This is a genomic window from Mesorhizobium sp. M8A.F.Ca.ET.165.01.1.1 (assembly GCF_004792065.1).
Taxonomy (GTDB): Bacteria; Pseudomonadota; Alphaproteobacteria; order Rhizobiales; family Rhizobiaceae; genus Mesorhizobium.
Genome location: NZ_SRTH01000020.1, coordinates 37,367 through 51,176, shown reverse-complemented (window position 1 = coordinate 51,176; position 13,810 = coordinate 37,367). Strand labels below are relative to the sequence as shown.

7 protein-coding genes and 7 pseudogenes are annotated in these 13,810 nt (G+C 58.7%); 11 read left to right on the top strand and 3 right to left on the bottom strand.

Annotated elements, in window-relative coordinates:
- Positions 1-60: 60 nt before the first annotated feature.
- Both EN808_RS31465 and EN808_RS31460 read right to left on the bottom strand, forming a co-directional pair.
- A pseudogene (locus EN808_RS31465) lies at positions 61-320 on the bottom strand (IS630 family transposase); the annotation flags it as partial.
- Positions 320-749, bottom strand: a pseudogene (locus tag EN808_RS31460) (ISNCY family transposase); the annotation flags it as partial. The pseudogenes EN808_RS31465 and EN808_RS31460, both read right to left, overlap by 1 nt.
- A 997-nt stretch (positions 750-1,746) precedes the next feature.
- Here EN808_RS31460 and EN808_RS37725 point away from each other — a divergent pair.
- The 5 genes and pseudogenes from EN808_RS37725 to EN808_RS31435 all read left to right on the top strand — a co-directional run.
- Positions 1,747-1,935 (top strand): hypothetical protein, encoded by a 189-nt coding sequence (locus EN808_RS37725; RefSeq protein ID WP_281041856.1) that lies wholly within the window; start codon positions 1,747-1,749, stop codon positions 1,933-1,935.
- Between the two features lie 185 nt (positions 1,936-2,120).
- Positions 2,121-2,918, top strand: a complete 798-nt coding sequence (locus EN808_RS31450) for an IclR family transcriptional regulator (RefSeq protein ID WP_135917904.1) — start codon at positions 2,121-2,123, stop codon at positions 2,916-2,918.
- Positions 2,919-3,700: 782 nt separating this feature from the next.
- A complete protein-coding gene (locus EN808_RS31445) occupies positions 3,701-4,513 on the top strand; it encodes an amino acid racemase (protein ID WP_135917903.1) in 813 nt (270 codons plus the stop codon).
- Positions 4,514-4,526: 13 nt separating this feature from the next.
- Complete coding sequence (glyA, locus tag EN808_RS31440) at positions 4,527-5,783, top strand: serine hydroxymethyltransferase (protein ID WP_135917902.1); 1,257 nt, start codon at positions 4,527-4,529, stop codon at positions 5,781-5,783.
- A 259-nt stretch (positions 5,784-6,042) separates the two neighbouring features.
- Positions 6,043-6,216 (top strand): annotated as a pseudogene (locus tag EN808_RS31435) (IS110 family transposase); the annotation flags it as partial.
- Between the two features lie 337 nt (positions 6,217-6,553).
- Here EN808_RS31435 and EN808_RS31430 read toward each other — a convergent pair.
- Entirely contained in the window at positions 6,554-7,585 is a 1,032-nt protein-coding gene (locus EN808_RS31430) for an IS110 family transposase (RefSeq protein WP_135917924.1), read from the bottom strand.
- 64 nt (positions 7,586-7,649) lie between these two features.
- Here EN808_RS31430 and EN808_RS31425 point away from each other — a divergent pair.
- The 6 genes and pseudogenes from EN808_RS31425 to EN808_RS37860 form a co-directional block, all read left to right on the top strand.
- A pseudogene (locus EN808_RS31425) lies at positions 7,650-8,537 on the top strand (IS3 family transposase).
- 687 nt (positions 8,538-9,224) lie between these two features.
- Positions 9,225-10,469: pseudogene (locus EN808_RS31420) on the top strand (LLM class flavin-dependent oxidoreductase); the annotation flags it as partial.
- Positions 10,470-10,570: 101 nt separating this feature from the next.
- Positions 10,571-11,233: pseudogene (locus EN808_RS31415) on the top strand (IS3 family transposase); the annotation flags it as partial.
- A 25-nt stretch (positions 11,234-11,258) separates the two neighbouring features.
- On the top strand, positions 11,259-11,585 hold the full coding sequence (locus EN808_RS31410) for an FMN-binding negative transcriptional regulator (RefSeq protein ID WP_135917900.1): 327 nt from the start codon (positions 11,259-11,261) through the stop codon (positions 11,583-11,585).
- Positions 11,586-11,614: 29 nt separating this feature from the next.
- Positions 11,615-12,847: an FAD-dependent oxidoreductase gene (locus tag EN808_RS31405; RefSeq protein WP_135917899.1), complete on the top strand. Its 1,233-nt coding sequence runs from the start codon at positions 11,615-11,617 to the stop codon at positions 12,845-12,847.
- Positions 12,848-12,906: 59 nt separating this feature from the next.
- A pseudogene (locus tag EN808_RS37860) lies at positions 12,907-12,994 on the top strand (SRPBCC family protein); the annotation flags it as partial.
- Positions 12,995-13,810: the final 816 nt, after the last annotated feature.

The window sequence follows — 13,810 nt, the reverse complement described above, 5'->3', positions numbered from 1 at the left end:
AAGCTGCTGACACCGTGTCGAGCTTGCGCCGAAGGCCGGTAGCGCTGGCCGGCAGTTGGGGTCGATGGCGTTGAGGAAGTGGATGAACTCCTGATGGCGATACCGTTGCATGTTCTTGCCGATGAGGTTGCCGTCGAGCACGTTGAGAGCGGCAAACAGGGTGGTTGTGCCATGGCGCTTGCAGTCGTGGGTCATGGTGCCGAGCCTGCCTTTCTTCATGGCAGGCCGGGCTGGGTGCGGTCGAGCGCCTGGATCTGGCTCTTCTCGTCGACCGACAGCACGATGGCGTGAGCCGGCGGATCGACAAAGAGGCCGACGACGTGGTCAGGTTGACTTTGTGGCCGTACTCAGTGTCGCGGCTGCCTTTGACGATGAATCGGCATGCGGGTCGAAGAGGCTGACCAACTTCTCGTCGGGCGGCACCGGCTCGCCGGCCAATACCCGCCGCTCGCTCCGTCTGATGATGCGTTCGATCATCGGCCGATAGTGACGAACCTGGAGCCGCCACAGTGCGATGAGCGGAGTGCTCGCCATGGCCAATCGCTCGTTCGCCTGCTTCAGATAGGCCAAGGTCATGCGGGTGATTGCGATCAATTCGCGGTAGAGTTGGACCCGATTGGGTCGACCGCGCGTGAACTGGATCCTGCGGGCGGGCTTCTTGGCTGCGCGGCAATGATCGCGTTCATTTGGCGTACCGTGACCCGCCCTACATCCCAAAGCAGGCTGCTGTCGCTCGGCTCATGCATGAGCATACAAGGGCCAAGAAACAACCGTCGTCAGGCGACGTCCGTCTTGCCGTTTGAAGACGTCCCTGTTCGGAACCCGACACACGGTGGGAACACCGCCGCTGGGGCGCGAAATATACGGCTTGTTCCTCTTCTCTCACGACCCCTTCAGCGGCACGCCGATTGCACGGGATGCGGTGGAGGATCCGTTACCCCCGGTAAGCGGCCGTCCAGTGTCCGGTCGGAGAGGTCTATATGAACTCCGAAAGAACGAGGGAATAAGCTCATGCGAATAGCTGTCATGTGGGCCGATGACCATATAGGCGTGATCAACCGGTTCGGTCAGCCTTGTCCGACTGAATATAGCCCCGAGAGGGTCAAAAGCGTAGCGGCGGCACTGCAAGAGGGCGGCTGCTGCGAGACCCTGCTGTGCCGATGTGTTAAAGAACTGCTAGGACGCTCGAGCGATTCATGCCAACCGAGCCCCAAGTCCGCCGCTCGGGAATCGTTTTCAACATGGCGTACGGAATTCAGGGCGAGTGCCGTCTCACCACGTTCCGGCCGTGCTCGAAATGGCTGGTGTTCCATACACCGGCTCTGGCCCGCTCGTATATGCATTGGCCCTCGACAAAGTTATCGCCAAGAGGCTCATCTGCGATCTCGGCGTGCCGACGCCGAACTTTTCGCGTAATGCGTCGCGGCACCGAGTGCACCGGCAACCTGCGATTCCTAATGGTAGTGAAGCCGCGTCACGAATCCGACAGTTGCGGAATATCGTACATGAGCCTGCTCAGGTTGAGGTAGGCCGTAAAAGTGGTCGTCACCCAGTATGCGCAGGAGGCCCTTGTGGAAGAAGACATCGAGGGGCGAGAAATCACCATCGCGCTGCTAGGAAACGGAGAACTCGAGGTGTTGCCTCTGGTGGAGCAGGATTTCGGTAACCACGAAACGCGTCTTCTGGTTGGGGAAGCGATTGCGGCGGCAAAGAGTATCGCGATAAGGTTGCGACGAGCTTCGAGAAATTTCGGTTGCGAGCTTCCGTGCTGGATTACGCCGTGTCGATCTCCGGATCGACCGGTCCGGCCAGCCCTTTGTCGTGGAGATCAACACCGTGCCTGGACTCGGTATGCGCAGCCCGTATGTCCTGGCCGCGAAGACCACCGGACACAGCTTCTCAAGCTTGGTCAACCGCATCCTCGATGTCGCCTAAAGGCGGTATTTCGGTGTAGCATCGACCTAACCGCAGATCGTGAGATTTTCGTGGCCGTTAAATGCCGCGATAGCCGGTGATTTCAAGGTCTTGTAAGGCATTCTCAAATCCGAGGATCGCGGCTATAATCAAATTTCGGGAATTATTCTCTCACATTTTGCCCCCTCACCCCGACGCGAGGTATTATGAACTCAACGGTTAATTCGGATGGTCCCTTGGATCGCGCATTTGCAATTCTTGATTTCGTGGCTACGCAACTAAAAGCAGTTACTGCCGCGGACATTGCCAAGAGTCTCGACCTGCCCTTGCCAACAGCTCACAGATTGATCAGCAATCTGGAGTCCCGCGGACTTCTCCAGCGCGCGGCGGGCACAAAACGATTCGTTGTCGGAAACAACCTAGTCGTGCTTGCGGGCAAGACGATTGGCTCAGCCTTTCGAACGGCACGACGCCACGCAGTCCTTCAGAATGTCGCAGCAGAAATTGGCGAGCAATGCGAAATTGGAATCGTGAGAAACAACGAAGTAGTCTATGTCGACAGCATACGGGTTACAGCTCCCCATGGACTCCAGTTCGATCCTGGGCACAGCGCGCCAATTTATTGTACGTCTAGCGGTAAGATTTACATGAGTACGCTTCCCATCAGACCGCGTGAAAAGCTGGTTCGGTCCCTCCACATGAAGCAGCATACGGACAGCACGATAACCGATCCTGATGCGCTTCTCGTTCTCTTAGAGGAAATTCGCCGCGAAGGATGGGCTCGGACAAACGAAGAGTTCGTTAAAGGTGTGGTTGGATGCGCTGTTCCAATCCTAGCTCCTGGCGGCACTTTGATCGCTTGTCTTGGTGTGTCCGTTCCAGTCGCCCGGGTCAGCTTTGACGAGCTTCAGCATTTCCGTGAACCCTTGGTAAAGGCAGCAAAGTTGCTGTCTGAGACGATACTGCAGACTAGCAGCGACTTTACCGAAGGAGACATTAGCTAAAGCGGACCATCAGGCTGCGCATGGCTTCCTGACCTTGCAGGCGCGAAGAATTGTTAGGGTTGCAGCTACATTCTGTGAGGTGACGCAGAAGGGTCCTCGGCGCTGCGGATTATTTGCCTGAGCTGCGTCTTTCGTTGGTGCCTTGCGGCGTATGCGGCGCGCTTAATCAGGGCCGTGCTTTCGGCGCCATTGGCGGATCGCGCAGGCTCAGATTGAGGCGGAAAGTAGAGCCAGACAGCACGCGCTACGAATTCGATCGGTGGCGGTGTTCTTGTAGGTCGGTGCACTCACGGCCATTGGCGCTACCTCAATTTCCTTACCGCTCAATCAATGTGACAGCACCTCGCTACCCCTTCATTGCAATGGATTTTCACCATCTACTCCTTGCCGATCTCCCGCGGCACCCTCGTCCCTCCAATCTGCGGACCGGTTCGATTGGAATTCCGGCATTGGCGCTGTCTCTACCCGGTCATCGACAAGCGACATGCCCTGTCGAGTCTGTCGCGCCTGCTACATAGTGGTGGGCCAATTTCGTGACCGTTAAGCATCTGATCTTCACATCAAAACTTCCATTCAGGGCGCTTTCTGCGCAGTTGGCACGATTTTTGGATCCCGTAGAGCGTCAATACGTCAATGAGGTCGGCAGTTCTAGGCGAATCCGCGTCGTCATAGCTTCAGCGATGACGGGCATCCCGCACGACGGGGAAGCAGGTGAAGACGACCGGGGGTGGCCCGCCTCACAGACGATTCATGGCGCAAAACGTCAACAATAGGAAATTTCGATGCCCCACCTCATCCAGCGACGTAATTCCCCATCTCTCGGACTACTTGGGCAAAGAAAACCACTTGGAGTGGTCGGCGGAATGGGAAGCTTGGCGACTGCGAAATTCTTGGAGGTTCTGGCTCGCAAAAGCCGAGTTGAAACAGACCAGGATCACATCCCATTCATTTGTCTATCGGCTCCCAATATCCCTGATCGTTCGCAAGCAATTTCAATCGGCAGCGACGCCCCCTTGCTGCAAATTTTAGAACGCGCGTATTGGCTAGAGAAAGCTGGATGCGGAGCAATCGCTATCCCTTGCAATACTGCCCATCTCTGGGCCAAAGAGATTAAACAAGCGCTGTCAGTACAATTGATTGATATGGTAGAGATCACAAGACAAGCCATACGGGACTCGCGTGGCAGTGAAGCACACAACTTTCGCTCAATTTCCTTAGGAACGAGAGCATCTATGCAAAACGGGCTTTACGTGACACCAAATGAAAACGCCCTCGGCGAACAGTTTTTTCGAAGCCTTACCAAACTTGAGCGTGAAGCCATCAAGATCATAGCTGACGTCAAGTCCGGAAACATCACAGATGCGCAGGAAAATTTCACGAGACTTGTCCACGCGGCCAGATCTTTCGCCCCTGACAAAATCATCCTAGCCTGCAGTGAATTGTCAGCAATCTGCGGAGATCTCGGTGACGACAGTGACATCGTGGACCCAATTAACATCCTTGCTGATGCTTGCATTGACTGGTGGATAGCAGGAAGTCACACTTTCGGAGAAGTTGGCGGATTGGACACCTCAGCATTTTTTCGAGAATTATAAAGAGGATGGCACAGTGGGTACGGTTGCAACATCGGTAGACATAGAGGTCGACAAACTTGTGCACTGGGAGGAACATCGGCAGTTGTCCCAGATAAGCTTGGTTGCCTCTGAAAACTATTCCTCTCCCGCGGTTAGGTCCTTTGAAGGAAGCATATTTGCCGACAAAAACGCTGAGGGCTACCCGGGTAAGCGGTGTGTCTCAGGTTGCGAATATGCTGATCAACTAGAAATTTTAGCAATCGAGAGGGCAAAATCTGCATTCGGCTGCGAACACGCGAATGTACAGGCCATGAGCGCTACCATTGCCAATTTCGCGATAATGAATGAGCTTTTTCAGCCACCCGACGGACTAATGGCCATGCGGCTTCGGGACGGCGGTCACTTAAGCCACGGCGCCCCTTTTCATGCGAGCGGCCAAAATTTTCGATGGTGTTTCTACGGAGTGTCAGAGACAGACGAGCACCTGGATTATGATGAGGTGCGATCAATCGCGCTGGAAAATCGACCTGCAGCAATCATCTGTGGAGGTTCATCATATCCGCGATTGATTGATTATGAGAAGATGCACCAGATCGCACTAGAGGTTGACGCACTCCTTTGGGTGGATTTAGCACATACCGCAGGTCTTGTAGCGGGACGCGCGATCCCCTCACCTTTCCCCCATGCAGACATAGTTACGACTTCCACACACAAAACCCTGCGGGGACCCCGTGGCGGCGGTTTGATCTTATGTAAAAATAGCTTGGCTAAACAAATCGACCGGGCAATTTTTCCTGGCTTGCAGGGCGCGCCCAAAATGGACATGATTGCAGCGCGTGCGGTTTTGTTTGCTGAAGTACAGACTGATCGGTTTCGCGATTATGCAAGAGATGTTTTGAGAAATGCGAAAGCCTTGGAGCGGGGCTTGGTGCATGCAGGTGTTACGCTTGTTTCTGGCGGCACTTCCTCGCATCTACTGCTTCTCAACGTGTCAAGGTGTGGCACGACCGGAAGTGAAATTGAAAGCTCGTTGTTAGAAGCTCAGGTGGTCGCGAATAAGAATCCGATCCCATTTGACACGCTTTCCCCTTCTAAGGCAGGCGGACTTAGGCTCGGCAGCGCTGCACTGACAACGCGGGGGCTTGATGAAGGGCAGTTTTTTGAACTTGGAGGAAGGATCGGAAAGGTCGTTATGTCTGCCAGTAATCCTAATAGAGTTGCGGACTTGAGGTCTTTTGTTCAGCAAAACACACAGGGACTCCCTTTGTTCAATCGGAAGTGGGTGACCTAGCAGGCTTCTCTGATTGGGGTCGTTGAGGTCAAGCTCCTCCTTATAATTTTTCCGGACCGTGTCGCCCCGCGGGTCACTCGCTTCTCTTCCCGGTCGACGTTGGGCCGCCGCATGATGTTGGGGTGGACGGCCCCCGCACGGCATCGATGTGCCAGAATGAGGTCGTTACAGATCTCAAGCAAAGGGAGACCGTCCGTGGAACGACACGTCAAAACACATCTTCCAGCTCCATGGTGTGAACGCAGCTGAGGAGCCAGCGATGCGCAAAAAACTGCGGCGCACGGAGATGGTGGCGTTCTTTGAGAAGCTGCCGTCGACGGTGGTAGCGATCGAAGCGTGCGGGGGCTCGCACTACTGGGCACGCCTGCTGCAGTCGTTTGGGCATGAGGTGAAGCTGATCCCTCCTCAATATGTCAAACCGTACGTCAAGCGCCTGAAGGCTCTGGAAGACGAGAACGTGAAGCTGAAGAAGCTGCTTGCCGATCAGATGCTGGAAGCATCGGCACTTCGTGAGCTTCTTTCAAAAGATGTATGGTCCGCCCCGTCCGTGCCAGGGTTCGCGACATCGCCGACGACGATTCCAGTTGCATAAATGTATCCGGCCTCTCGCGAGTGGACTGCTGTTGCAGCCAGGCCATGATGAGATCCGCGCACGCCGTTCCCAATAAATGGTTCGGGCACGAAGCCCGCTTTTTTGCACAGGGCTTACGGCATGCTGATCCACTGTTTCGTCATCGCTATTCCCGAGCCTTGCAATCGAGCCGAGAGGGTCAGGCGAATGCAGGATTTCTGCGTTCGTAGAGCGCTCCCGGCTTGGTCAGGACAACCCAGACAATGCGCGCCATCTTGGCGGCGAGTGCAACAACGGCCTTGTTCGGGTGCATTCTGCTCTGCAGGCCATCGAGCCAGCTTCCAAGACGATCCCGTGTTCGGTCCAGATGTCGGAAGCAGGATCGCGCGCCATGAACAAGGAGCTTGCGGACGTAGCGGTTCCCGCGCTTGCTGATGCCGAGGAGCTTCTGCTTGCCTCCGGTCGAGTGTTCCCTTGGGACAAGGCCCAGCCATGCAGCCAGGTCGCGGGCTTTCTGGAATTGACGTCCGTTGCCGACCGCCGCAAGAAGGGCGGTAGCGCCCAGTGCTCCGATCCCCGGGATCGTCATGAGCCGGCGGGCAACATCCTCTCGATCTGCAATCGCGGCGATCTCCCTCGTCACGTCGCCGATGCGCTGCTCCAGCCGGCGCAGGTCGGCGAACAGATCCGTGAGCAGTTTACGCATCGCCGGCGAGAGGTCGTTCGACGCATCGTCGAGGACCAGCGGCAAGTCGAGCTTGAACAGGCCCGCTCCCTGTCTCAATGCAATGCCGTATTCCAGGCAAAACGCCCGCATCTGGTTGATGAGACGAGTTCGCGTTCCGATCATCTGGTCGCGCACCCGATGCAGAGCCTGGAGGTCAGCCTGTTCCTCGCTCTTGATCGCAGCGAACCGCATTGTCGGCCGAGTGGCCGCTTCGGCGATGGCCTCGGCATCGATAATGTCACTCTTGTTTGACTTCACGTAGGGCTTCACGAACTGTGCCGGGATCAGGCGAACCTTGTGCCCCAGCGCTTGCAGTCTCCTGGCGATCCATTGTGATCCTGCCGCCGGCGCTGCTCGCGCAAAGAACTGCAGCAGCGTGTCGCGTCGGAAGCGAGCTCGCTGGACGGGCTCGCCGCCGCTGTCCGCGCCGACGACGTGGAAGATATTCTTGCCGATATCAACTCCGTAGACTGCCGCAGGGCGCGGCGCATTGCGTAGGGAGATTGCAACCTCCTTTGGTGTGACTGCCAGATGATGCTGCGGGAGGACGGGGCGGACCATTCCATTAATGGTAGGGCTCGCCGCCAAGCGCGAAGCCGTCGCGCATCTGCAGGCCGTCATGGGTCTGTCGGAGCGTCGGGCCTGTTCCTTTGTGGGCGCTGATCGCAAGATGATCCGCTACCAGTCAAGGCGACCGCCAGAGACGGAGCTGCGTGGCAGGTTGCGCGACCTCGCCAACGAGCGCCGACGCTTTGGCTACCGGCGGCTGTTCATCCTGCTCAGGCGCGAGGGCGAGGCATCTGGCGTCAACCGCATCTATCGTCTCTACCGCGAGGAAGGCCTGACGGTGCGCAAGCGCCGGGCAAGGCGGCGAGCGGTCGGCACGCGGGCGCCGATCCTGGTCGAGGCAAGGCCGAACGCGCGCTGGTCGCTGGATTTCGTGCATGACCAGTTCGCCTGCGGCCGCAGGTTTCGCGTGTTCAACGTCGTCGACGACGTGACACGCGAATGCCTGGCGGCGATCCCGGACACCTCGATCTCCGGCCGTCGGGTTGCGCTTGAACTGACGGAACTGATCACCCAGCGCGGCAAGCCGGGCATGATCGTCTCCGACCACGGCACCGAGTTCACCTCGAACGCCATCCTCGCCTGGTCGAAGGATCATCGCGTCGAATGGCACTACATAGCGCCGGGCAAACCCATGCAAAACGGCTACGTCGAATCTTTCAACGGGCGGATGCGTTGTTGAACGAGAGCCTGTTATTCGGCCTCGACCACGCCCGCAGTGCCATTGCCGAATGGAGGGAGGACTTCAACAGCGCGAGGCCGCACTCCTCGCTCGGCTACCAGACCCCGGCGGCTTTCGCCGGAACCCTCGCCGCAACCGGCTCCGACGCTTCGCTCTATGAGGGCTTCGCGTCTCCACCGGTTGCGCAACCAGCGCCCTACGGCGTAACAGAAACAGCCGAGGCTCTAATCTCAGATGGATGACAGTTCAGTGGCATGTATGGACGGCCTCCGCGTGGCAAGGGCTTTTTCGGCGCTTCTGGCGGGTCGGGTGCAGGCATGTATACGGCCTTTGATTGCGGCGCGTTCATGCCGCTGGCCCTGATGTAGTCCGCTGATCGGATCCCAGACAGGTCAACGCGCTTTGAAGCGGCACCCACTGAGCGGGTTTGTCCGACCCCGGCTCGACCGTTCGCCATCACACCATCAGCTCCTCACCAATCTCTTCACCCTCCGCGGCCGCCTCAACGGGCGGCGGGACCTTCAAAACGGCGGCCGGTCAATCAGCGCCCAGACGAACCTCGCCATCTTGTTCGCCAACGCGACGGCGACGACGTTGTTTGCAGCCAATGTTCCGCAAACTCTATCCGATTGGCGGCGGGTTTTTGAAATCAACTGTCTCTTACATTTCTACCAAATCTATAGAGTTAAGTGACGGTGATTGCTTTGAGGGAGCCGGGAATGTCGAAAAAGTTCGCAATAGGGGTTTCGGGCAATCTTACTCGTCCTTCGAAGACCAGGCTATTCGACGACCAGCTAGTCGGGCGGGTCGCCAAGAAGATCGGCCACTTCGGCTACTTTCGATGTCGAGGATCGCAACCGCACGGAACAAGCCGTAATCGAAGCGTGGCAGCGCATCGCATTTGCCCAGGCGGCAGAACGCGCCAAGTTCGACCTGATCTTCCTGGCGGATGGGGTCGCGGCCCATACGGATGATCTCAAATCCCTCTCCCGGACCGACGAATGGGCCGTTGGCTTCGAGCCTCTGACGCTCCTGTCGGCGCTTGCCGTCGTGACGGAGCGCATCGGCCTGGTGGCCACAGCCTCCACCACATTCAATGAGCCGTTCAACCTGGCCCGCAAATTCGCCTCGCTCGATCAGATCAGCGCCGGCAGGGCCGGCTGGAACCTCGTGACCTCGTCCAATCCGCTCGAATTGGAGAATTTTGGCAATATCAGCCAGTTCGCGCATCAGGATCGCTACGCACGGGCGGAAGAATTCGCTGATGTCGTGCTCGGCCTATGGAACAGCTGGGAGGATGAAGCCTTCCTGCGCGACAAGGATAGCGGGCTCTTTTTCGACCCGCAGAAACTGCATATCCTCGGGCACCGCGGACGGCATTTCCGGGTGCGCGGACCGCTGACGGTCTCGCGCTCGCCGCAGGGTCACCCGATCGTCGTCCAGGCGGGCTCATCCGAGCTGGGCAAGGAGTTGGCGGCCCGCACCGCCGAGGTTGTCTTCACCGCCCTGCGAACGCTCCCGGAGGCGCAGAGCTTCTACGCCGACCTCAAGGGACGGCTTGAGAAGTATGGCCGCCATCCCGATGATCTGAAGATCATGCCGGGCGTCTTTCCAGTGGTCGGGCGAAGCGAAGCCGAGGCCCGCGAAAAATTCGAGCAGATCCAGTCGCTGATCCATCCTGACGTCGGGCTGGAGCTGCTGTCGAACCTCTCCGGTGGTATCGATCTGTCCGCCTATCCGCTCGACGGGCCGCTGCCGGACCTGAGCGAGACCGAGCGCGGCAAGAGCCGCCAGCAATTGATCATCGATCTTGCCCGGCGAGAAAATCTCACCATCCGTCAGCTCTACGAGACCATCGCCGGGGCACGCGGCCATTGGCAGCTCGTCGGGACGGCCGAGACCATCGCGAACGAACTCGAAGAGCGCTTTAACAAGGGCGGCGCCGACGGCTTCAACATCATGCCGCCGACCGTGCCCGGCGGGCTCGACGATTTCATTGAGCTGGTCATCCCGGAGCTGCGCCGCCGCGGCCTGTTCCGCACCGAATATGAGGGCCGCACCCTTCGCGAGAACCTCGGCCTGAAGCACCCCGCTCATCGGGCCCCTCACCGCGAGCCCGGCAGCCAGGCGGCCGAATAACCGAAGTCCCGATCAACCAACCGGCAAAGGGCCGAGCCACGCCGGCGGCCCAACCAAGGAGCAGTCCCTCATGACCACATCAACCCACCCTCGCCCTACCCTATCGCCGGCTGCACCTTCTGCTGAAGCGCGAAGGCGTGGCGGTGAACTGGAAGAAGCTCTACCGGCTTTATCGCGAAGATAGGCTGACGGTGCGCAGACGCGGTGGCCGCAAGCGGGCGCTCGGCACGAGAGCACCGATGGCGATACCGCAGGATGCCAACCAGCGCTGGAGCCTCGACTTCGTCTCCGACACGCTGACCGACGGCCGCCGCTTCCGGATCCTGTGCGTCATCGACGACTTCAGCCGGGAGTGCCTGGCGACCGTCGTCGACAACTCGATCTCGGGCGAACGTGTCGCCCGAGAACTCGACATCATCGCCGAGCATCGCGGCTACCCCTGCATGATCGTGTCGGACAATGGCACCGAGCTGACCTCGAATGCCATTCTGGCGTGGCAGGAAGACCGGCATGTTGAATGGCACTACATCGCGCCGGGCAAGCCGATGCAGAACGGCTTCGTGGAAAGCTTCAACGGAAGGATGCGCGACGAGTGTCTCAACGAGCGGCTCTTCACCAGCTATCGGCATGCCCGAGACAGCATCGAAGAATGGAGGATCGACTACAATGTGAACCGCCCCCACACGAGCCTCGACGGGCTCACACCGAACGAATTTGCAACCCGGTCCAGATCGGACCACAACGTGAACAGGGCTAACTTATAGGCGCGGACAAAACGGGGAGCAGGTCATGGTCCACGCGCATGGTCGGGCGACGATCCGCGACGACGAGCGGTATGTGCGCGGCCTGGTCGCCCGCCTCACCCGAACGCATGAGGCCGCGCAGGCGGATCCCTGGAAGATGACCGACAGTCCCAAGGACTATATCGACATGATGCTGAAGGCGATCGTCGGCGTCGAAATCGAGATCACCCGCCTGACGGGCAAGTTCAAGCTGAGCCAAAACCGCGAGGCGCGGGATATCCTCGAGGCAGGGGAGATGCTGCAGAAGCAGGGAGACGAGTTGATCGGCGACAGCATGGTGGCCTTTGGAACGGAAAAGGCCCGTCAATCCTGAGGCTCGGCCCGGTTCTGGAGTATCCAATCGTGAACGCGCAATCTGCAATTATTGTCGGCGCTGGCCACAGCGGGGCGAAGGCGGCAGCAGCCCTTCGCAAACATGGTTGGACGGGTAAGATCACTTTGATCGGCGACGAGACTCACGCCCCCTATGACCGCCCGCCGCTGTCCAAGGCTGTGCTTCTCGGCAAGAAGACCAGCGAACAGTGTGCCTTCTTTCCAGCCACCTGGTTTGGCGAAAACGATATCGGCCTTCATCTGGATAAATCGGTTGGAAGCATCGATCGCCGGGACAAGCGCGTCGTGCTGACCGACGGTCAGGACCTGCCCTACGGGAAGCTTCTTTTGGCGACGGGTTCGGCGATCAATCGGTTGACGATACCTGGAGCCGAGCTGGACGGTGTCTGGCCATTGCGAACGCCCCAACATGCGGATGCGATCGCGCGTTCGTTCCGAAGCGGGCAAAAGGTTGTCGTGATCGGAGCCGGTGTGATCGGGTTGGAAGTCGCTGCGGCCGCGGTCGAGCTCGGATGCGTCGTTCACGTCCTCGAAAGGGCACCTCATGCAATGGGTCGTAGCCTGCCTCTGGCGGTTTCGAATGTCCTGATTTCGGAGCATCGCCGTCGTGGCGTGGATATTCGCTTTGGTGTCGGCGTAACCGCGCTGGAAGGCAGGGGCACGGTCTCGGCCGTCCGTCTTCAAGGCGGTGAAGTCATCGCGTGCGACGTCGTCGTCTATGGCGTTGGCGTCCGGCCGCGAACCAAATTGGCCGAGGCGGCCGGGCTCGCCGTCGACAACGGTATCGTCGCCAATCGGTTCCTGCAGACGGGAGATCCCGACATTTTCGCATGCGGTGACGTTTGCCGATATGAAAGCCGCCTGTTCGGTGGCGCCTTGCGAATTGAAAACTGGCGCAACGCCGAAGATCAGGCGGACACGGTGGCGCGCAACATGCTTGGTCAAGAAAAGGCGTTCGACGAGGTTCCGTGGTTCTGGAGCAACCAGTATGATTTTGCGCTTCAGGTTGCCGGCCTGCCGACGCATGGCGAAATCACCGTCGCGACAACCTCTGGCGCTGCTCGTCTCTTCCTGTCCCTCACAACCGACGGGGTGCTTCGCGGCGCAAGCGCCATCGGCCCGGTCCGCGACATTGCAGGCCCGATCAGAAAGCTTAAGGCAGCGATCGCTTTGGCTACAACGATCGACATCGGGACAAACGGACGCCCGTCAGCAGCGATCGATGCCCTTCTGGAGAACTAGAAGCCTTCAGGAGAGCCGTCTCGCCATACCTCGCGACGCATGAGCCGTGCCGCACCAACTCGGTGATCGTGGAGGAAGCGAACTGGAAGCTCGTGATCGAAAATAAACCGCGAATGCTATCATTGCGGCGGCGCCCATCCCGAACTGCTGGTCTCCTGGTCGAAATGGCATTGCCGGACGACGCGCGTTTCGGTGAAAAGTTTGAGATCATGCCCCAAAAAGGCGCGCGACTGGGATGCACTCGGCCTTCCCCACGCACCGGTTTCTATCATCGCCTGCCAATAGGACCCAGGCAGAGCCGAAGCGGTCATGGCCCTGCTGGTTTATCGGGAGACGAAAGCCGCAAAGCAGGAACCGAGCCGGCAATCCATACTGGCGCACGAATGGCCAAAGGCTCACCTGCTGCTGCGCGCTTCGCCCTGAGGACAGCAGATGGCAAAGCCTCCGGGCTCGCGAACAACTCGTGAGGGTGCCTCGAGTGCGACGCCGGCCCTCCATTTCTGGCCGACGATCCGTGAACTTGCCGTGCGCTGATCGTGCCGACGCTCTTCTGATCGCGACATTTGCCATCGCCCCTCTTTCAACCGGCCGAACCTCCCGCGCGCCGGGTCGATGATGATGATCATCCCTCTGGAAATGGCCGTTGTGAGCGTGACGGTCTGAGCCGCCTTGAAGCGTTGTGAGCTCAATCACTTTACGCGGACATGCGCTTCGAAAATACGACAGAAGATGCACAAACCGCCTGTTTTGGCGTAGAGCTTTTCAGCAACCCTCGAAAATCCGAAACAGCAGTTGCTCCAGCCGTGAAGATCCACCCTAAGCTTGGCATCGGGCTGCAGGTGCGGTCGCCCTGCCGCAGATTTGTGCAAACGAAGGTCTTAGGAAAGAAGCTGAACCGCTTGTCCTTTCGGGAACCATCTAAGGCGATCACGCGGTGGGCCAAATCGCCACCAGCCTCCAGCA

Excerpts from the sequence above, each read along its gene's own strand:
- EN808_RS31450 (WP_135917904.1), top strand. The coding sequence starts at position 2,121 with ATGAACTCAACGGTTAATTCGGATGGTCCCTTGGATCGCGCATTTGCA.
- EN808_RS31445 (WP_135917903.1), top strand. The coding sequence starts at position 3,701 with ATGCCCCACCTCATCCAGCGACGTAATTCCCCATCTCTCGGACTACTT.
- EN808_RS31410 (WP_135917900.1), top strand. The coding sequence starts at position 11,259 with ATGGTCCACGCGCATGGTCGGGCGACGATCCGCGACGACGAGCGGTAT.